This is a genomic window from Streptococcus sp. 20925_1_22 (genome assembly GCF_041431685.1).
Classification (GTDB): Bacteria; Bacillota; Bacilli; order Lactobacillales; family Streptococcaceae; genus Streptococcus.
This window is the reverse complement of the sequence record NZ_JAPVYE010000004.1, coordinates 68,090-82,100: the sequence shown is the minus strand read 5'-3', so window position 1 is coordinate 82,100 and position 14,011 is coordinate 68,090. Positions and strand designations below refer to the sequence as shown.

General features: G+C 44.1%; 11 protein-coding genes. 5 read left to right on the top strand and 6 right to left on the bottom strand.

Translation table 11 applies throughout. The features are described from left to right. Positions 1-66 precede the first annotated feature (66 nt). Positions 67-558, top strand: coding sequence for a thiol peroxidase (gene tpx, locus O3621_RS06430; protein WP_061592298.1), 492 nt, complete (start codon positions 67-69; stop codon positions 556-558). Positions 559-578: 20 nt separating this feature from the next. On the opposite strand, the gene O3621_RS06425 is transcribed toward tpx, so the two are convergent. The 3 genes from O3621_RS06425 to O3621_RS06415 all read right to left on the bottom strand — a co-directional run bounded on the left by O3621_RS06425 (position 579) and on the right by O3621_RS06415 (position 7,059). After that, positions 579-1,679 carry a DUF3114 domain-containing protein gene (locus tag O3621_RS06425; RefSeq protein WP_314447950.1) on the bottom strand — a complete coding sequence of 367 codons (1,101 nt, stop codon included), beginning with the start codon at positions 1,677-1,679 and terminating at the stop codon, positions 579-581. A gap of 287 nt (positions 1,680-1,966) precedes the next feature. Further along, positions 1,967-4,207 (bottom strand): SEC10/PgrA surface exclusion domain-containing protein, encoded by a 2,241-nt coding sequence (locus tag O3621_RS06420; protein ID WP_314447948.1) that lies wholly within the window; start codon positions 4,205-4,207, stop codon positions 1,967-1,969. A 278-nt stretch (positions 4,208-4,485) separates the two neighbouring features. Further along, positions 4,486-7,059 (bottom strand): GBS Bsp-like repeat-containing protein, encoded by a 2,574-nt coding sequence (locus O3621_RS06415; protein ID WP_371513962.1) that lies wholly within the window; start codon positions 7,057-7,059, stop codon positions 4,486-4,488. A gap of 228 nt (positions 7,060-7,287) precedes the next feature. On the opposite strand from O3621_RS06415, the gene O3621_RS06410 reads away from it, so the two are divergent. The 3 genes from O3621_RS06410 to O3621_RS06400 all read left to right on the top strand — a co-directional run bounded on the left by O3621_RS06410 (position 7,288) and on the right by O3621_RS06400 (position 8,920). Then, positions 7,288-7,935, top strand: coding sequence for a metal-dependent transcriptional regulator (locus tag O3621_RS06410; RefSeq protein ID WP_314447945.1), 648 nt, complete (start codon positions 7,288-7,290; stop codon positions 7,933-7,935). A gap of 105 nt (positions 7,936-8,040) precedes the next feature. Further along, positions 8,041-8,502, top strand: coding sequence for a MarR family transcriptional regulator (locus tag O3621_RS06405; RefSeq protein ID WP_314447943.1), 462 nt, complete (start codon positions 8,041-8,043; stop codon positions 8,500-8,502). Then, positions 8,495-8,920, top strand: coding sequence for an EVE domain-containing protein (locus tag O3621_RS06400; protein ID WP_111676649.1), 426 nt, complete (start codon positions 8,495-8,497; stop codon positions 8,918-8,920). The genes O3621_RS06405 and O3621_RS06400 overlap by 8 nt, the downstream gene beginning before the upstream one ends. A gap of 113 nt (positions 8,921-9,033) precedes the next feature. On the opposite strand, the gene O3621_RS06395 is transcribed toward O3621_RS06400, so the two are convergent. Continuing rightward, the gene (locus tag O3621_RS06395; protein WP_314447941.1) at positions 9,034-9,648 is read right to left on the bottom strand and encodes a CPBP family intramembrane glutamic endopeptidase; all 615 of its coding nucleotides are present in this window, start codon (positions 9,646-9,648) and stop codon (positions 9,034-9,036) included. A 497-nt stretch (positions 9,649-10,145) separates the two neighbouring features. Here O3621_RS06395 and O3621_RS06390 point away from each other — a divergent pair, with 497 nt between their 5' ends. Then, complete coding sequence (locus tag O3621_RS06390) at positions 10,146-10,946, top strand: DUF4037 domain-containing protein (RefSeq protein WP_314448005.1); 801 nt, start codon at positions 10,146-10,148, stop codon at positions 10,944-10,946. Positions 10,947-11,039: 93 nt separating this feature from the next. Here O3621_RS06390 and dtd read toward each other — a convergent pair whose 3' ends face one another. Together dtd and O3621_RS06380 are read right to left on the bottom strand one after the other, a co-directional pair. Beyond that, complete coding sequence (gene dtd, locus O3621_RS06385; RefSeq protein WP_227964004.1) at positions 11,040-11,483, bottom strand: D-aminoacyl-tRNA deacylase; 444 nt, start codon at positions 11,481-11,483, stop codon at positions 11,040-11,042. A 56-nt stretch (positions 11,484-11,539) separates the two neighbouring features. Next, positions 11,540-13,759 carry a bifunctional (p)ppGpp synthetase/guanosine-3',5'-bis(diphosphate) 3'-pyrophosphohydrolase gene (locus O3621_RS06380; RefSeq protein ID WP_002910788.1) on the bottom strand — a complete coding sequence of 740 codons (2,220 nt, stop codon included), beginning with the start codon at positions 13,757-13,759 and terminating at the stop codon, positions 11,540-11,542. Between the last annotated feature and the right edge of the window lie 252 nt (positions 13,760-14,011).

The window sequence follows — 14,011 nt, the reverse complement described above, 5'->3', positions numbered from 1 at the left end:
AAATTATTCGAAAAAAATTCCTATTCGCTGTACAATGAAGCTATCAAACAAGAATGGAGACTTCCTATGACAACTTTTCTCGGAAATCCTGTAACCTTTACTGGAAAGCAACTGCAAGTCGGTGACACAGCCCACGATTTTAGCTTGACAGCCACTGACCTTTCAAAGAGAACTCTGGCCGACTTTGCTGGCAAAAAGAAAGTCCTGAGTATCATACCATCTATCGATACTGGTGTCTGCTCAACTCAGACCCGCCGTTTCAATCAAGAACTCTCTGACTTAGATAATACCGTTGTTATCACGGTTTCAGTTGACTTGCCTTTTGCTCAAGGCAAGTGGTGTGCTGCTGAAGGCATTGAGAATGCTGTCATGCTCTCTGACTACTTCGACCATTCTTTCGGCCGTGACTATGCTGTCCTCATCAATGAATGGCACCTTTTGGCTCGCGCAGTTCTAGTTCTGGATGAAAATAACACTGTGACCTACGCTGAATATGTTGACAATATTAACACTGAGCCTAACTTCGAAGCAGCTATCGCCGCAGTTAAGAGTTTATAAGAGATAAAAATACGGACCTGCTAGTCCGTATTTTTTTGTACGAAAAATTTCTGCCAAAACTGACGAAACCAAGCCCAGGAACGCAAGAGAAAGGATGGTCGATCCAGCAATTTCTTGAACCGAGCAATCTCTGCCTTTACCTGTTTCTGAGCACTCCGCCCCTTTCGAGCATAAGGGCTCTTAGCCGAACGATAGCCCAATGGGCCACGATTATTCTGAGGTGACTTGAACTTGCGGCCGCCATTTTCAATGACAAGCCTGCGAAAGCGAGGATCCCATACAGCAGGCGTTTTGACATCGTAGCGAGTATGAGAAGCCTGGTTGACCGGACGATTGCGCTCACCGTAGTTAAAGCTGGCACCATTCACAATACCATTTTGGCTAGCCCCCTCTGGATCGATAATATTGAGAAAGCGACCTCTCTGATCCAGAATAAACTCTGTATGAAAATCAATCAGGATTTTTATATTGGCCTGACTAGCTTGACCATCCGGATAGATAGCTTGCTCTGACATCTTATCAATATAGGCTTTATTATGCAAGCGAGAGGATTCTTGAAAGCTATAAGGCAGCGCTGGCCAATCCTTTAGATAAGAGGCCAAGGCTTCAGCATCTGTCATGCCAGTCTGACGATAGTGTTCTCTGACCCACTGGGCCTGCTGGCAGGAAATAACATAACGAAACTGATGCAGCTGCCTTTTGAGCTTTTGACTACCATCCTTTTGGCTCAAATCATCTGCCGGAAAAGCCTGGCGCAAGGTCCTTGAGAAAATTTTCCAAAAGCGATTATGAGGTGTTAGGTCTGGAGCAATTCGAGCCAGTAAAAGATCCGTCTCTGCCTTGTCTCCGCTCAACTCCTCAGGCATATTAACAATATTCATAGTCAGAACCAGTATCTCCTGAGCTCCTAACTTGCTGTTCTGAACTGCCTCAGCCTGCCATAGTTTTTGAAAAAAGGGACTGCCAAAAAGCTGAGCCTCCTGCAGGTAATTTCTTTCTTCTGACACTGTTTTTCCTTGCCCGTTATTGAACCCTGCAAAAACTTGTTCCAACGCTGACTGAGACCAACCGATTGATTGCAATTGCTGAAAAAGCTGTTCTTTCCCTTCTTTTGGATACATGGCTCCCCTCCTCTCTTTTAGCTCTAGTAGTTAAAAACTGTAGAGGTTATAATAAAAAATCTAATCCACATAGAACAATTAGATTTTATCACAAACTCACATGATAGCAAAGAACAAAATATGAATCCTTGGACTATTAACAATAAAGATTTTCTTAACAAATCACTCAATAAATAAAGAGAAGACCAAACTGGTCCTCTCTCAGTATGAGTTTTATTGAAATGAATCGTCCAACTTTTCACCGATTGGACAATTCATCTAGAATTTGATTTTATCGATAAATTCTCTTAAGCTTTACGACGTTTTGCAAAAGCCAGTCCCAGCATAGAGAGCAATCCCAGACCTGCAAGTGCTAGAGAAGATTCAGCAGAACCTGTTTTTGGAAGAGCTGCCGGAGCCTGATAGGTCTGAACTGGTTTCTTTCCCTTCTTCACTCCTGTTGTAGTGACTTTCAGAACCTTTCGCTCATTCTTAGAAACGATTTTGGTTGGGTCGTCTGTCTCTAGGGCTGCAAGAGCTGCTTTCAAAGCTTCAAGTTTTGCATTTTCGACTCTATACGTTTCTTCCTTACTTGCCAAGTTTGCTTTAGCATCATTGAGAGCCGCCTCTGCTTCTTTTAGAAGAGCAGGGGCGTTTTGCAAGCGAGTAACATAGTCTTTAGCAGCTTGAACAGCGCGTTGAGCCTCTTCCAGAGCTGTAGCCGCAGCAGCTGCCTTTTCTTGAGCGGTCGCTGTAGCTGCTTTCAATTCGGCAAGCTTGGCATTAGCTCCCTCAGCTGTTTTTTGCGCACTTGCTTGGGCTGCTTCTTTTTCTTTCAAGCTTGCTTGAGCTTTATCTAAAACCGCAAGTTTAGCCTTGGTTTCTTCAGAAGCGGAATTCTTGCTATTTTCGAGTTCAGCTTGGTAAGTACGTTCCGCCTTGGCCAACTTGTCCTTAGCAGTTTTCACAACCTCACGCAGTAATGGGGCTTTCTCCTGCTTGTTCTGAGCATTTGTTAGCGTACGTTGAGCAGCGTCCAACTTAGCTTGCGAAGCCGCCAAATCTTTACGAGCAGCGTCTGCCTCTTGATTATTGGCATTTGGATTGATTAAGGCTGGTGTTATTTTGGAAGGGTCCTTAATATCACCGTCATCATTCGCGAAGAGAAGGAAGTTAATTCGGTTAATAATGCCGTTGTTGCTAAAGTTAACAGCTACATAATCTCCCTTTTTCTGTCTATCTAGGCTGCCAACTATTTTTTGAGCATAGATTGTTGTTCTAATGGGGTCTCTAAAGCTATCTCCAAGGTCAAATAATTGGAATTTAATATTGTCATAGATAGTCTTCTTCAAATAATCAACGGACACTTTTTCTTGACTGGCCAACGTAGGATAAAAACCAAGCTCATTTAAACCAGTAACTCTATATCCAAACTGATCAAGCCCAAATTTAGCAACCACATCTTTTGGAACATTCACTTGTGAAGTTATAGGATCTTTTGCTTGGGCTCTATATTTTTGCTGACGAGCGGCTTGGCTTAGAGCTGCTGCATAATCCATACTATTTTGTGTTAATGTTACTGGTGCCGTTCCTGCTTGCCTACGAATTTGATTGATCAAATCTTGTGCATAGTAATTGAGTTCCATCAGAACATCATTTGGAATAGCATTGATGTTAACTATTCGTTGCGCATCTTTTTGACTACCAATATAGTTGTTGCTAGATTTTAGGGTAGCTGCTTCTTTAGCAAGTGTTTCTTGTGCCTCAGATGTTAATTTAGCTGTACCGTTGATATTGTTACTTTTAATTGCATTTATATAGGCTTGCGATAGGGTAAAGGTATTGTGTACTTGGTCCTGGGAAGAAAGTTTCGCTTCTTTTTCCTTGATTTCTGCTTGGGCTACTTTGATATCAGCCTGGGCTTGATCAATCGCTGCTTGGCGTTTGGCATCTTCCACTTCAGCTGTCTTCAACTGGTCTTGGTAAGAATCCAGGTTCTTTTGTTCCTTGTAAAGCTCCTCCTTTGCCTTCGTTACCTTTTCGCTTACCAGTTTGTTGTCCACATCTTTTTGAGCTGCATTCACAGCATCTTGGGCTGCTTGGGTTTCAGTTTGTGCCTTAGCTGCTTGAGCTTGAGCATCCTGAGCTACAGCCGCCTGTGTGTTTTCTACTTTTTTAGCTGTATCAAGAGCTGCTTGGGCTTGCTTAGCTGCGTTTTCTGCTGGAGCAACTTTTTTCTCAGCTTCTGTAACTGCTGCCTGAGCTTCCGCAATTTTTTGTGCACTTGTATCAGCATTATCTTTCTTAGCTGTTTCAACCTTATTCTCAGCTGCTGTAACCTGTTCTTTGGCTTGGTCAACAGCCGCTTTCGCTTGATTAACCTGCTCAGTTTGCTGTTTAACAGCTTCTGGACTTGCAGATAGAGCCTTATCTTGGTTTGCAGGTGCATTTGCATCCACTGGAGTTGTATCTGCAGCTACAGTGTGAGCAAAGCCAGTACTAGCAAGAACTGCTGCACCTAGAATGACATGTTTTTGGATTTTTTTCATGCTTTTCCTCCTGATATGTTAATAGTATAATGAGAAAAGCTTTGTTTGTCAAACTATTTACATGTTTTTTTGAGAACTTTTATCGCAATATGTCCAAAAATAGAATCTCTTCTCAATCGCTTCTAAAAAACCTGTGTGTCCTGCCATCTATCCCATAATAAACTTGCCCCTTACTGACTTTATCAATGATAAACTCTTGAACGAGTGCAAGTATACTAGTCATAGAATGCAGAAAACCGCCCGTCAAGCAACGAGCGGTCTTCTTATTCACGAATTTCTTATCCTTTGATGGCAATAAAGGGTGATCCTTCTGTATTATCCGTCGGATCGACACTCTTGACTCCAAAGAGATAGTCTACTGGATACCAGCCATTATTAGCTGCATTATAAGGGTCACGGACATAGGTTTTTCCATTGTCATAGCCTTTTAGAACCAGCTCATGAGTGACTGGATAATGGGCAAAGATGCTGGTACCAACGGCACCTAGAACATGATGCCCCTGCGAAAGCACTTCTTTGACTGCAGAAGCTGTAAACAGGGTCTCAGTCGTCAGATCCCAGTGCTGGGCAGCTCGGACAATACCCCGGCTGCTGGTGCCAAATCCATCTTTATTAAATTCATTAGTATGATTATATAGGTAATCCGCAACGGTTGTCGGAAGCACTTCTGTCCCAGTAATTCCAGAAATAACCATGGCTAGCGTTGTCGGCACGCATCCTGTCGCATCCATGCTGTAAGGACCATACTTCCTGCCACCCCAGCGACCATCACGCTGTGAGTAGTACGGAGTATTGTAAACCGCTTTTGATACCTGGGTCGTAGTAGCATCAACAGCAATGAGCTGACCATTGTCCTGCTTATAGTAAAGATGAATCTTGTACTCGCCAGTAGAAAGCTTATGGTCACTAGCTCGGACTGTGATCTTATAGGTGCCATTCGCCTGCTTTTGAGCTAAATACCACTTGACATCATCCTGATCCTTATCCGTTGACCAAGTTGGTAGATAGACTGCTTGAATTCCGCCTGGATTGGAGACATTTGTCACAACTACATCAAAAGTTCCTGTTCGAGCATTATTGTTTTGGATATTGATTTTTCCAGTCGCACGGATGTTTTCAGGTGCTACAGAAACCATCAGCTTCTCACCACCTGCACCTTGCATCTGGCCATCCTCATTCAGATAGTAAAGATGAACCTTGTACTCACCTACTGAAAACTTATGATCCTGAGCTCGGACATGTTTTTTATAGGTACCGTCAACTTGGCGCTCAGCGATATACCACTGCACATCGTCTTGGTCATCCTTGCTGGACCAAGTCGGCAGGTAGACCGCCTTCAGACCATCCGGGGCGACAATATCTGACACGACTATATCAAATTCACCCGTCTGCGGATTGTTGTTCTGAATGGTAATCTTACCTTGAGGCTGCGCGCGAGTAACCTCTGTCTTAGCCGAACCTGCACCCTGCAGCTGGCCTGCATCATTCACAAAATAGAGGTGAACATTGTACTCGCCCAAGGAGTTCTTATGATTGCGGTAGCTGACATGCTTGAAATAGGTCCCATCAGCTCGTCTTTCAGCGGTGTACCACTGCACGTCGTCTTGGTCGTTAGCGGTGGACCAGGTTGGAAGACTAACAGACTTCAGACCATCTGGAGCAACAATATCAGACACGATAATATCAAATTCACCTGTCTGTGGATTATTGTTCTGAATGGTGATCTTGCCCTGTGGCTGAGCGCGAGTAACCACCGTCTTAGCCGAGCCTGCACCCTGCAGCTGGCCTGCATCATTTACAAAATAGAGGTGCACATTATACTCACCCAGAGAGTTCTTGTGGTTGCGGTAGCTGACATGTTTGAAATAGGTTCCATCATCGCGCCTTTCGGCTGTGTACCACTGCACATCGTCTTGGTCATTAGCGGTGGACCAGGTTGGAAGACTAACAGACTTCAGACCGTCTGGGGCGACAATATCGGACACAACAATGTCAAATTCACCTGTCTGTGGATTATTGTTCTGAATGGTGATTTTTCCCTGTGGCTGAGCGCGAGTAACCACCATCTTAGCCGAACCTGCACCCTGCAGCTGGCCTGCATCATTTACAAAATAGAGGTGCACATTATACTCACCAAGAGAGTTCTTGTGGTTGCGGTAGCTGACATGTTTGAAATAGGTCCCATCGGCTCGTCTTTCAGCGGTGTACCACTGCACATCATCTTGGTCGTTAGCAGCTGACCAAGTCGGCAAGTAAACGGACTTCAAACCATCTGGGGCTACAATATCTGACACGACAATATCAAATTCACCTGTCTGCGGATTATTATTCTGAATGGTAATCTTACCTTGGGGCTTTTTGACTTCTGCTGCCGCCAAGGGGCGCTCTGTAGCAGAAGCTGCTTGTGCTGGCTGATTAGAAGCATCACTTTTTTCTGAGTTCTCAGCCACAGCAGGTTGATTTTCTGTCGAAGCTACAGTATCACTTTTCGGCCGGGCATTTTCTACAGAATCAGAAGAAGTAGACTGAGCACTGGTATCGGAAGACGTAGGTATCTGACTAGCGTCAGGACTAACAGTCTCCGGTGCTGGTGCAGCCTTATCCATGCTTGACAGACTGGTTTCTGTCACAGTCGGAGTTGCAGCTGTGCTAGCTTGGTCCTCCACAGCCTGGCTGACAGCGACACTGTCAGCTGTCTGACTAGGCGCCAGCTGATCTGCCTGCACTGCTCCACTTCCAAGAACGGCCAGACCAGTCGCAATCGCTACTGAGACTGCTCCCAGACTGCATTTGCGAATGCCAAAACGAGTAAACTTCTCTGCTCGAGACGCAATCATTCGTCTTCTTTTCATAATAAGATTCTCCTTTTGCAAAAAAGTAAAAAGCAAGCTAAATTTTCTGCAAACCAGCTAAAGAATTTTTACTTTTTATTTTTTAAATCGTACGCTTTGATTATATAATAATCGCAAAACGATTACAAGCGAATGAAGAAAATCTAAACATCAAAGAAAGGCTTAGACACTGTATTCTTACAGCGATTTTTGTTATACTAATGATAGAAAGTTCAGCGAGGATGCAAGATGACCCCAAATAAAGAAGACTATCTCAAGTGTATCTATGAGATTGGCAGTCGCCACAAAAAAATCACCAATAAAGAAATCGCTCAGCTCATGCAGGTTTCGCCTCCCGCTGTGACGGAAATGATGAAAAAAATGTTGGCGGAAGAACTTCTGGTCAAGGATAAAAAAGCCGGCTACCTGCTGACTGATTTGGGGCTAAGGCTAGTTTCTGACCTCTACCGCAAGCACCGGCTGATTGAAGTCTTTCTGGTCAACCATCTCGGCTACTCGACTGATGAAATCCATGAGGAAGCCGAAGTCCTAGAGCACACTGTTTCTGAACGCTTCGTTGAGCGTCTGGATGCCATGCTCCAGTACCCCAAGACCTGTCCTCACGGAGGCACCATCCCGGCCAAGGGAGAGCTTCTGGACGAAGAAAACCAACTGACTCTGGAAGAGGCTTCTGCTCCTGGCGACTATATCATCAAACGGGTGCATGACGACTTTGACTTGCTCAAATACTTGGAAAAATATAACCTGCAAATCGGCCAAACCATCACCTTCATCCAATACGATTCTTTCGCTCATGTCTATCTTCTCAAGACAGAAACCCAAGAAATACAAATCAATCCTATGATTGCCCAACAGATTTATGTAGAAAAACTATAAACAGAACCCAGTTCGGACTTTTTAGTCTAAACTGGGTTTTTATTGACAAAAATAAGATGTCAGATTATAATAAGTGTACTTATAAAATATCTAGAGGGAAAGCTAATGGAAAAATCGCAGTTTAACTCCATCTACAAGGATGAATACAAAAAATCAACCGGTCTGCTCTTTATCCGTACCTACCACAAGTGGCATGGGATGATAAAAAACAAACTGAGAACGATTGATTTGACCCATCCCCAGTTTGTCGTTCTAACCACTCTTGCAGCGCTTCTGCGTCAGCAAGAATGGGTGAGTCAGACCGATATTGCCCGCTTTTCTGACATGGATGTTATGACCGTATCCCAAATCATCCGCCTCTTGATCAAGAAAGAATTTATAATGCGGGAAGTCCATCCCAAAGACAGCCGCGCCAACATCATACTTCTAACGGATACGGGGCTGCAAAAGGTCAACCAAGCCCTTCCTCTGGTAGAAGGCATTGATCAGGCGTTCTTTGGAAAATTAGAAAATAATACAGAAACATTAAACCAACTCTTAATCAAACTGGAGGCAGAAAATGACTAGATTTTGGATTGGTGTCGTATCAAAAGAACATGTACTAAGAGGTGTAGAAGGTGGATTTTGCCAAGTCTGCCATGGTAAGAAAGCACCGCTGAACCGAATGAAAAAGGGGGACTATCTTCTGTACTACAGCCCCAAGTATCAGCTGAATGGTCAGGAAAAGCTGCAGGCCTTTACAGCAGTTGGCAAGATTCTAGATGACACTGCCTACCAAGTAGAGATGTTTGAAGGCTTTGTCCCATTTCGGCGAGATGTCAGCTACTACCAGCCTGTCAAAGACTGCCCCATTGAGCAAGTCCGACAACATCCTCAGTGGCGCCAATATGCTTCTCAGATAAGATACGGACATTTCGAAGTTTCGAAAGACTTTTTCCTTTATGTTTTTGAGCAAATGAAACTGGCCAGCCATGCAAATCAGTAAAAGCAGCTTCGTTTGACTTACACCTAAACCTTTACTCACCTGTCATCAAATCTAAAGTTCCGATTCTCAAGGGAAATCGGAACTTTTTGATTTGAAGTGAAATTATCGATTTATCAAATCAGCATAAAAGCCGATAAACTACCCACAACTACATTGGCTAAAGCATGCATGATCCAGCTGGATAAAATGGAGCCCTCAGATTTCTTTTCATTGACAAAGCCCATATAGGCCGCGATGCCACCCGTACACAAAATGATGAGCAGGGTTTGCTGCCAAGAGAGCACTGTTATAAACATCAAGCCATGGAGCAGACCAAAAAGAGCAGCTTGTATGCTATTGGCCACTACAAAGGGTAAGCGGCTAGCCAATCTCTTTAAAAGAAAACCTCTGAATAGCAGTTCTTCTGGCAGAGCAGTTTGAAACAGACCATAAATCAAAATAGCTGGCAAGGCTTGAAAGCCGAGGCCTGAGAAGTTTGAAGTCGCTGTCTTAAGACCTTTTACAGTCGTATATAGTAGCAAAAACGAAAGGGCCAGGAAAAATAGCGAACCCAGCAAAATCCACAGCCAGATCTTTCGGCTGCCAGCATCTTTTAGTGGTTTTAAGCCAAGCCATTCTAAAAATGGACTTTTTCTTCTAGCATTTATCAACCACCAAACAAAAGGAAGAAAAGCAAACAAAGCAATTTGAATCAGAGCATTCAGCATCTGTTGAACTAGATTGTCCATGATAAGAGACTCCTTTCTTTTCTTTAATATGATTATACAAGACAAACTTCAAGAATTTATAAAGTAATTCTAAAATATTTCTAAAGAATGAAAGAAATCATAAACATAAACAATCAAAGATTATTGCCACTTCCTCTTGCTTGCTATGCTTATCATTTTTGGACTAAATGATGTCAAAAAAATCTTTAAAAACTTATCTCAAAATCTAAGAAAAGTTGCTGATAAAAATAAGGCGATGAGTTTAAAAAAATAGAAAACTGACAATGATTTTAAAGAAAGAAAAAAGTCCTAAAATTTTATTACAAAAAGTCAAATTTTCAGACTATCGTTCCTAGATCATTTTCTTTTTAGTCCAATACTTCCAGCTCCTGCTCATCCATTTCATCCCCCTCGGGGTTTCAATTTTACAGGCTCAGAACCATGCCAAAAGCTGTTTTTTCCTTCTTGCCAACCCGCTTACATTTTGCTACAATGATGTCAAAAATCAGTAAGGAAAAATCAGGCCACAACAACTTTTTAAAGAATTTGCCCAGCTAGATCAAGTGGAAGCTATTGTTCTCGGTGGCTCTCGTGCTGGACAGCATTTTGACAAAGACTCAGACTATGATGTTTATATCTACTTGACAGATTCCATTGCTCCCACGACTCGACGCGATATCCTCAGCAAGTACTGCTCCTACATGGAAATCGGCAATCAGTTTTGGGAACTAGAGGATGACTGTGTGCTGAAGAGCAAGATCGAAATTGAGCTCATTTACCGTACACTGGATAGCTTTGATAAAGACCTGCAGACTATAGTCCTAGACCACCAAGCTCAGAATGCCTATACCACCTGTATGTGGCACAATCTGCTCCACAGCAAAATCATCTACGACCGAAATGGTCGCTATGAAGCACTTCAAAACAAGTACAGACGACCTTATCCAGCTGAACTGAAAAAGAATATTATCAAGAAGCAGCTCCTCTTACTCAATCAAGCCATGCCAGCTTTCTCCAAACAAATAGAAAAAGCGCTCAAGCGTCAGGACTTGCTCAGTATCAATCACCGTAGCAGTGAATTTTTTGCTTCCTATTTTGACTTGCTCTTCGCCCTAAACAAACAGACTCACCCTGGAGAAAAGAGAATGCTGGAGTTTGCAAAAACCAACTGCCCGCTATTACCTCAGCATTTCGAAGAAAATATACAGACCTATTTTCAAAAGCTCTACACAGAGCCCGCTGAAGCCATAAACCTTATCAATCAGCTAGTGACGACCATCAAAGAAGCCATTCCTCAAGAAATGATTGATGGTTTTTAGAAATGTTGTAGGAAATTATACATTCATTGCTACAGAAGCAAAAAAAATTAGGAGTTTGAACACTAGTGTTCAAACTCCTTTTCATACTTCTTCTCAGCGATTCTTCGTATCCAAGATAATGGTCACTGGACCATCATTGATTAGCTCTATCTGCATGTCTGCGCCAAAAACACCCGTCTGAGTAGGCACCTCCTGCTGCAAGGCAAGATTGAAGGCATCATAAAAATTGCTAGCCATCTCTGGCGGAGCAGCCTTAACAAAGGCTGGCCGATTACCCTTTTTGGTATCTGCATGCAGAGTGAACTGGGAAATGGACAAAATCTCTCCGGCAATGTCCTTGATAGACAGGTTCATCTTGCCCTCAGCATCGGAAAAAATCCGCATATTGACAATCTTCCTGACTGCATAATCCATATCCTCCTGACTATCGTCAGGCCCTACGCCTACTAAGAGCAGGAGACCTTGCCCAATGCTACTGCGCAGCTGTTGGTCAATGCTGACCTGAGCACGTTTCACGCGCTGAATCACTATTTTCATATCTTTTCCTTTGATTTAACGGTAATTTACAGCTCAATAATGATTTCCGAAATAGATCAACCATTAGTCCGCTTGACCGAGTAGACCTCTGGCACGCTCTTGATCTTATCCACCACTGTCGTCAGCATGGACAGATTAGCAATGCCAAAAGAAACGTGGATATTAGCAAATTTCATATCCTTGGTCGGCTGAGCATTTACCGTTGAAATATTTTTAGTGGTATTAGACAGAACCTGCAACACATCGTTGAGGAGGCCAGAGCGGTTGAGACCGTAAATATCAATGTGAGCCGTGTACTCTTTGGTTGTGTTGTTGTCTTCCCATTCCACATCAATCAGCCGCTGCTCGTAATTTTCCTGGGCCTTGAGATTCATGCAGTCCTGCCGGTGAATGGCTACACCACGTCCTTTGGTAATATAGCCGACAATATCATCGCCCGGTACAGGGTTACAGCACTTGGCAATCCGGATGAGGAGACCAGACGCCCCCTGAATAACCACACCGCCTTCGTGCTTGACCTTGAGGGTATCTTTTTTGTTTTCGACCTTGACCTCGCCGCCCTTGACCAATTCCTCCGCCTCTGCTCTGGCCTTGGCTCGTTCTTCCTCACGGCGCTCTTTTTCTGTCAGACGGTTGAAAATGCTAATGGCACCAATCTCACCGAAACCAATCGCCGCGAAAAGCGCCTCTTCAGTCTTATAGCTGGTCTTCTGCAGCACTTCTTCCATGTGCTTCTTATCCATGTACTTATTGGCTACATAGCCATGCTCCTGAAATTGAGCCTGTAAGAGCTCCCGCCCTTTGGAGATAGACAGCTCCTTGTCTTGATTTTTAAAGAACTGACGGATTTTATTTCTGGCCTTGCTGGTCTTGACAATATTGAGCCAGTCGCGGCTCGGCCCGAAGGAGTTAGCGTTGGTGATGATTTCCACCTGATCACCTGTTCTAAGCTTGGTTGTCAGAGGAACCATCCGACCATTGACCTTGGCTCCTGTGGCTTTCTCACCGACCTTAGTGTGGATCTCATAGGCAAAGTCAATCGGGCCCGAGTCCTTAGGCAGAGAACGCACCGCTCCGTCTGGTGTGAAGACGTAGATTTCCTCAGCCAGATAGCTTTCCTTGACCGAATCAACGAAGTCCTTGGCATCATTGGATTGATCTTGAAGCTCCATCAGCTCCTTGATCCAGTTCATCCCGATGGCTGATTCTCTGCTGTCTACCTGTCCCTTGACACCTTTCTTATAAGCCCAATGGGCCGCAACCCCATACTCAGCGACCTCATGCATTTCCTTGGTCCGAATCTGAAACTCAATCGGGCCTTTCGGTCCATAAACGGTCGTATGGATGGACTGGTAACCATTGGCCTTGCGGTTGGCAATATAATCCTTGAACCGCCCCGGCATCGGCCGCCAAAGCTCATGAATATAGCCCAACATGGCATAAACATCACTTTGAGTATCCAAGATACAGCGAATAGCAATCAGATCATAAATCTCATCAAAACGCTTCTTCTTGTCCTGCATCTTGCGATAGATCGAGTAGATATGCTTGGGCCGGCCATAAATCTTACCGTGCAGATTGCGCTCGCCAGCATAGGTCTCAATCTTCTGAACCACCTCTTCTACCAGTTCTTCACGCTCCCGACGCTTCTCCTTCATCATGTGGGAAATTTTGTAAAATTCCACTTCATTGAGATAACGGAAGGACAAATCCTCCAGCTCCCACTTGACACTGGAAATCCCTAGGCGATGAGCCAAGGGTGCGTAAATTTCCATTGTCTCTCGAGAAATCCGCTCTTGCTTATCCTTGCGCAGATGCTTGAGCGTCCGCATATTGTGGAGACGGTCTGCCAGTTTGACCAAAATAACCCGGATATCCTCCGACATGGCCATCAGCATCTTGCGATGGTTTTCCGCCAGCTGCTCCTCGTGGGATTTGTACTTGACCTTCCCCAGCTTGGTAACCCCATCCACAATAACGCGCACATCCGTCCCAAACTCTCTTTCCAAATCATCCAGCGTCGCACGCGTATCCTCAACCACATCATGGAGAAAGCCGCAGGCAACCGTTACCGCATCTAGCTTGAGCGTGGCCAAAATCCCCGCCACTTGAATAGGATGCACAATATAAGGCTCGCCTGACCTGCGAAACTGCCCACTATGACAGTCAATCGCATAGATCAAAGCTTTCTGTATAAAGGCCACATCCTCCGCAGCCAGATATTTTCTCGTAAGGGCCAACACCTGATCGCCCGTCAAATTCACTTCTTTTGGCATCTCGTCTCTCCAATTCCTGCCTACTATTTTATCACTTTTAGCCCGATATGAAAACCTAGAAGACAGTTCATATAAAAACCCGCCTTAAACGGGCGGGAGTTATCCGGTGCGAGGCTGGTAAAAACAAAGCCTTAATTATTATTCTGCAATTCCTGAATGCCACTTCTCTTTTGCTGGGCACTTTCTTTGACTTGTCACCGATTTTATAACTAGTATATTCTTGCCAAGCAATCTTATTCTTTTCTTCATCAT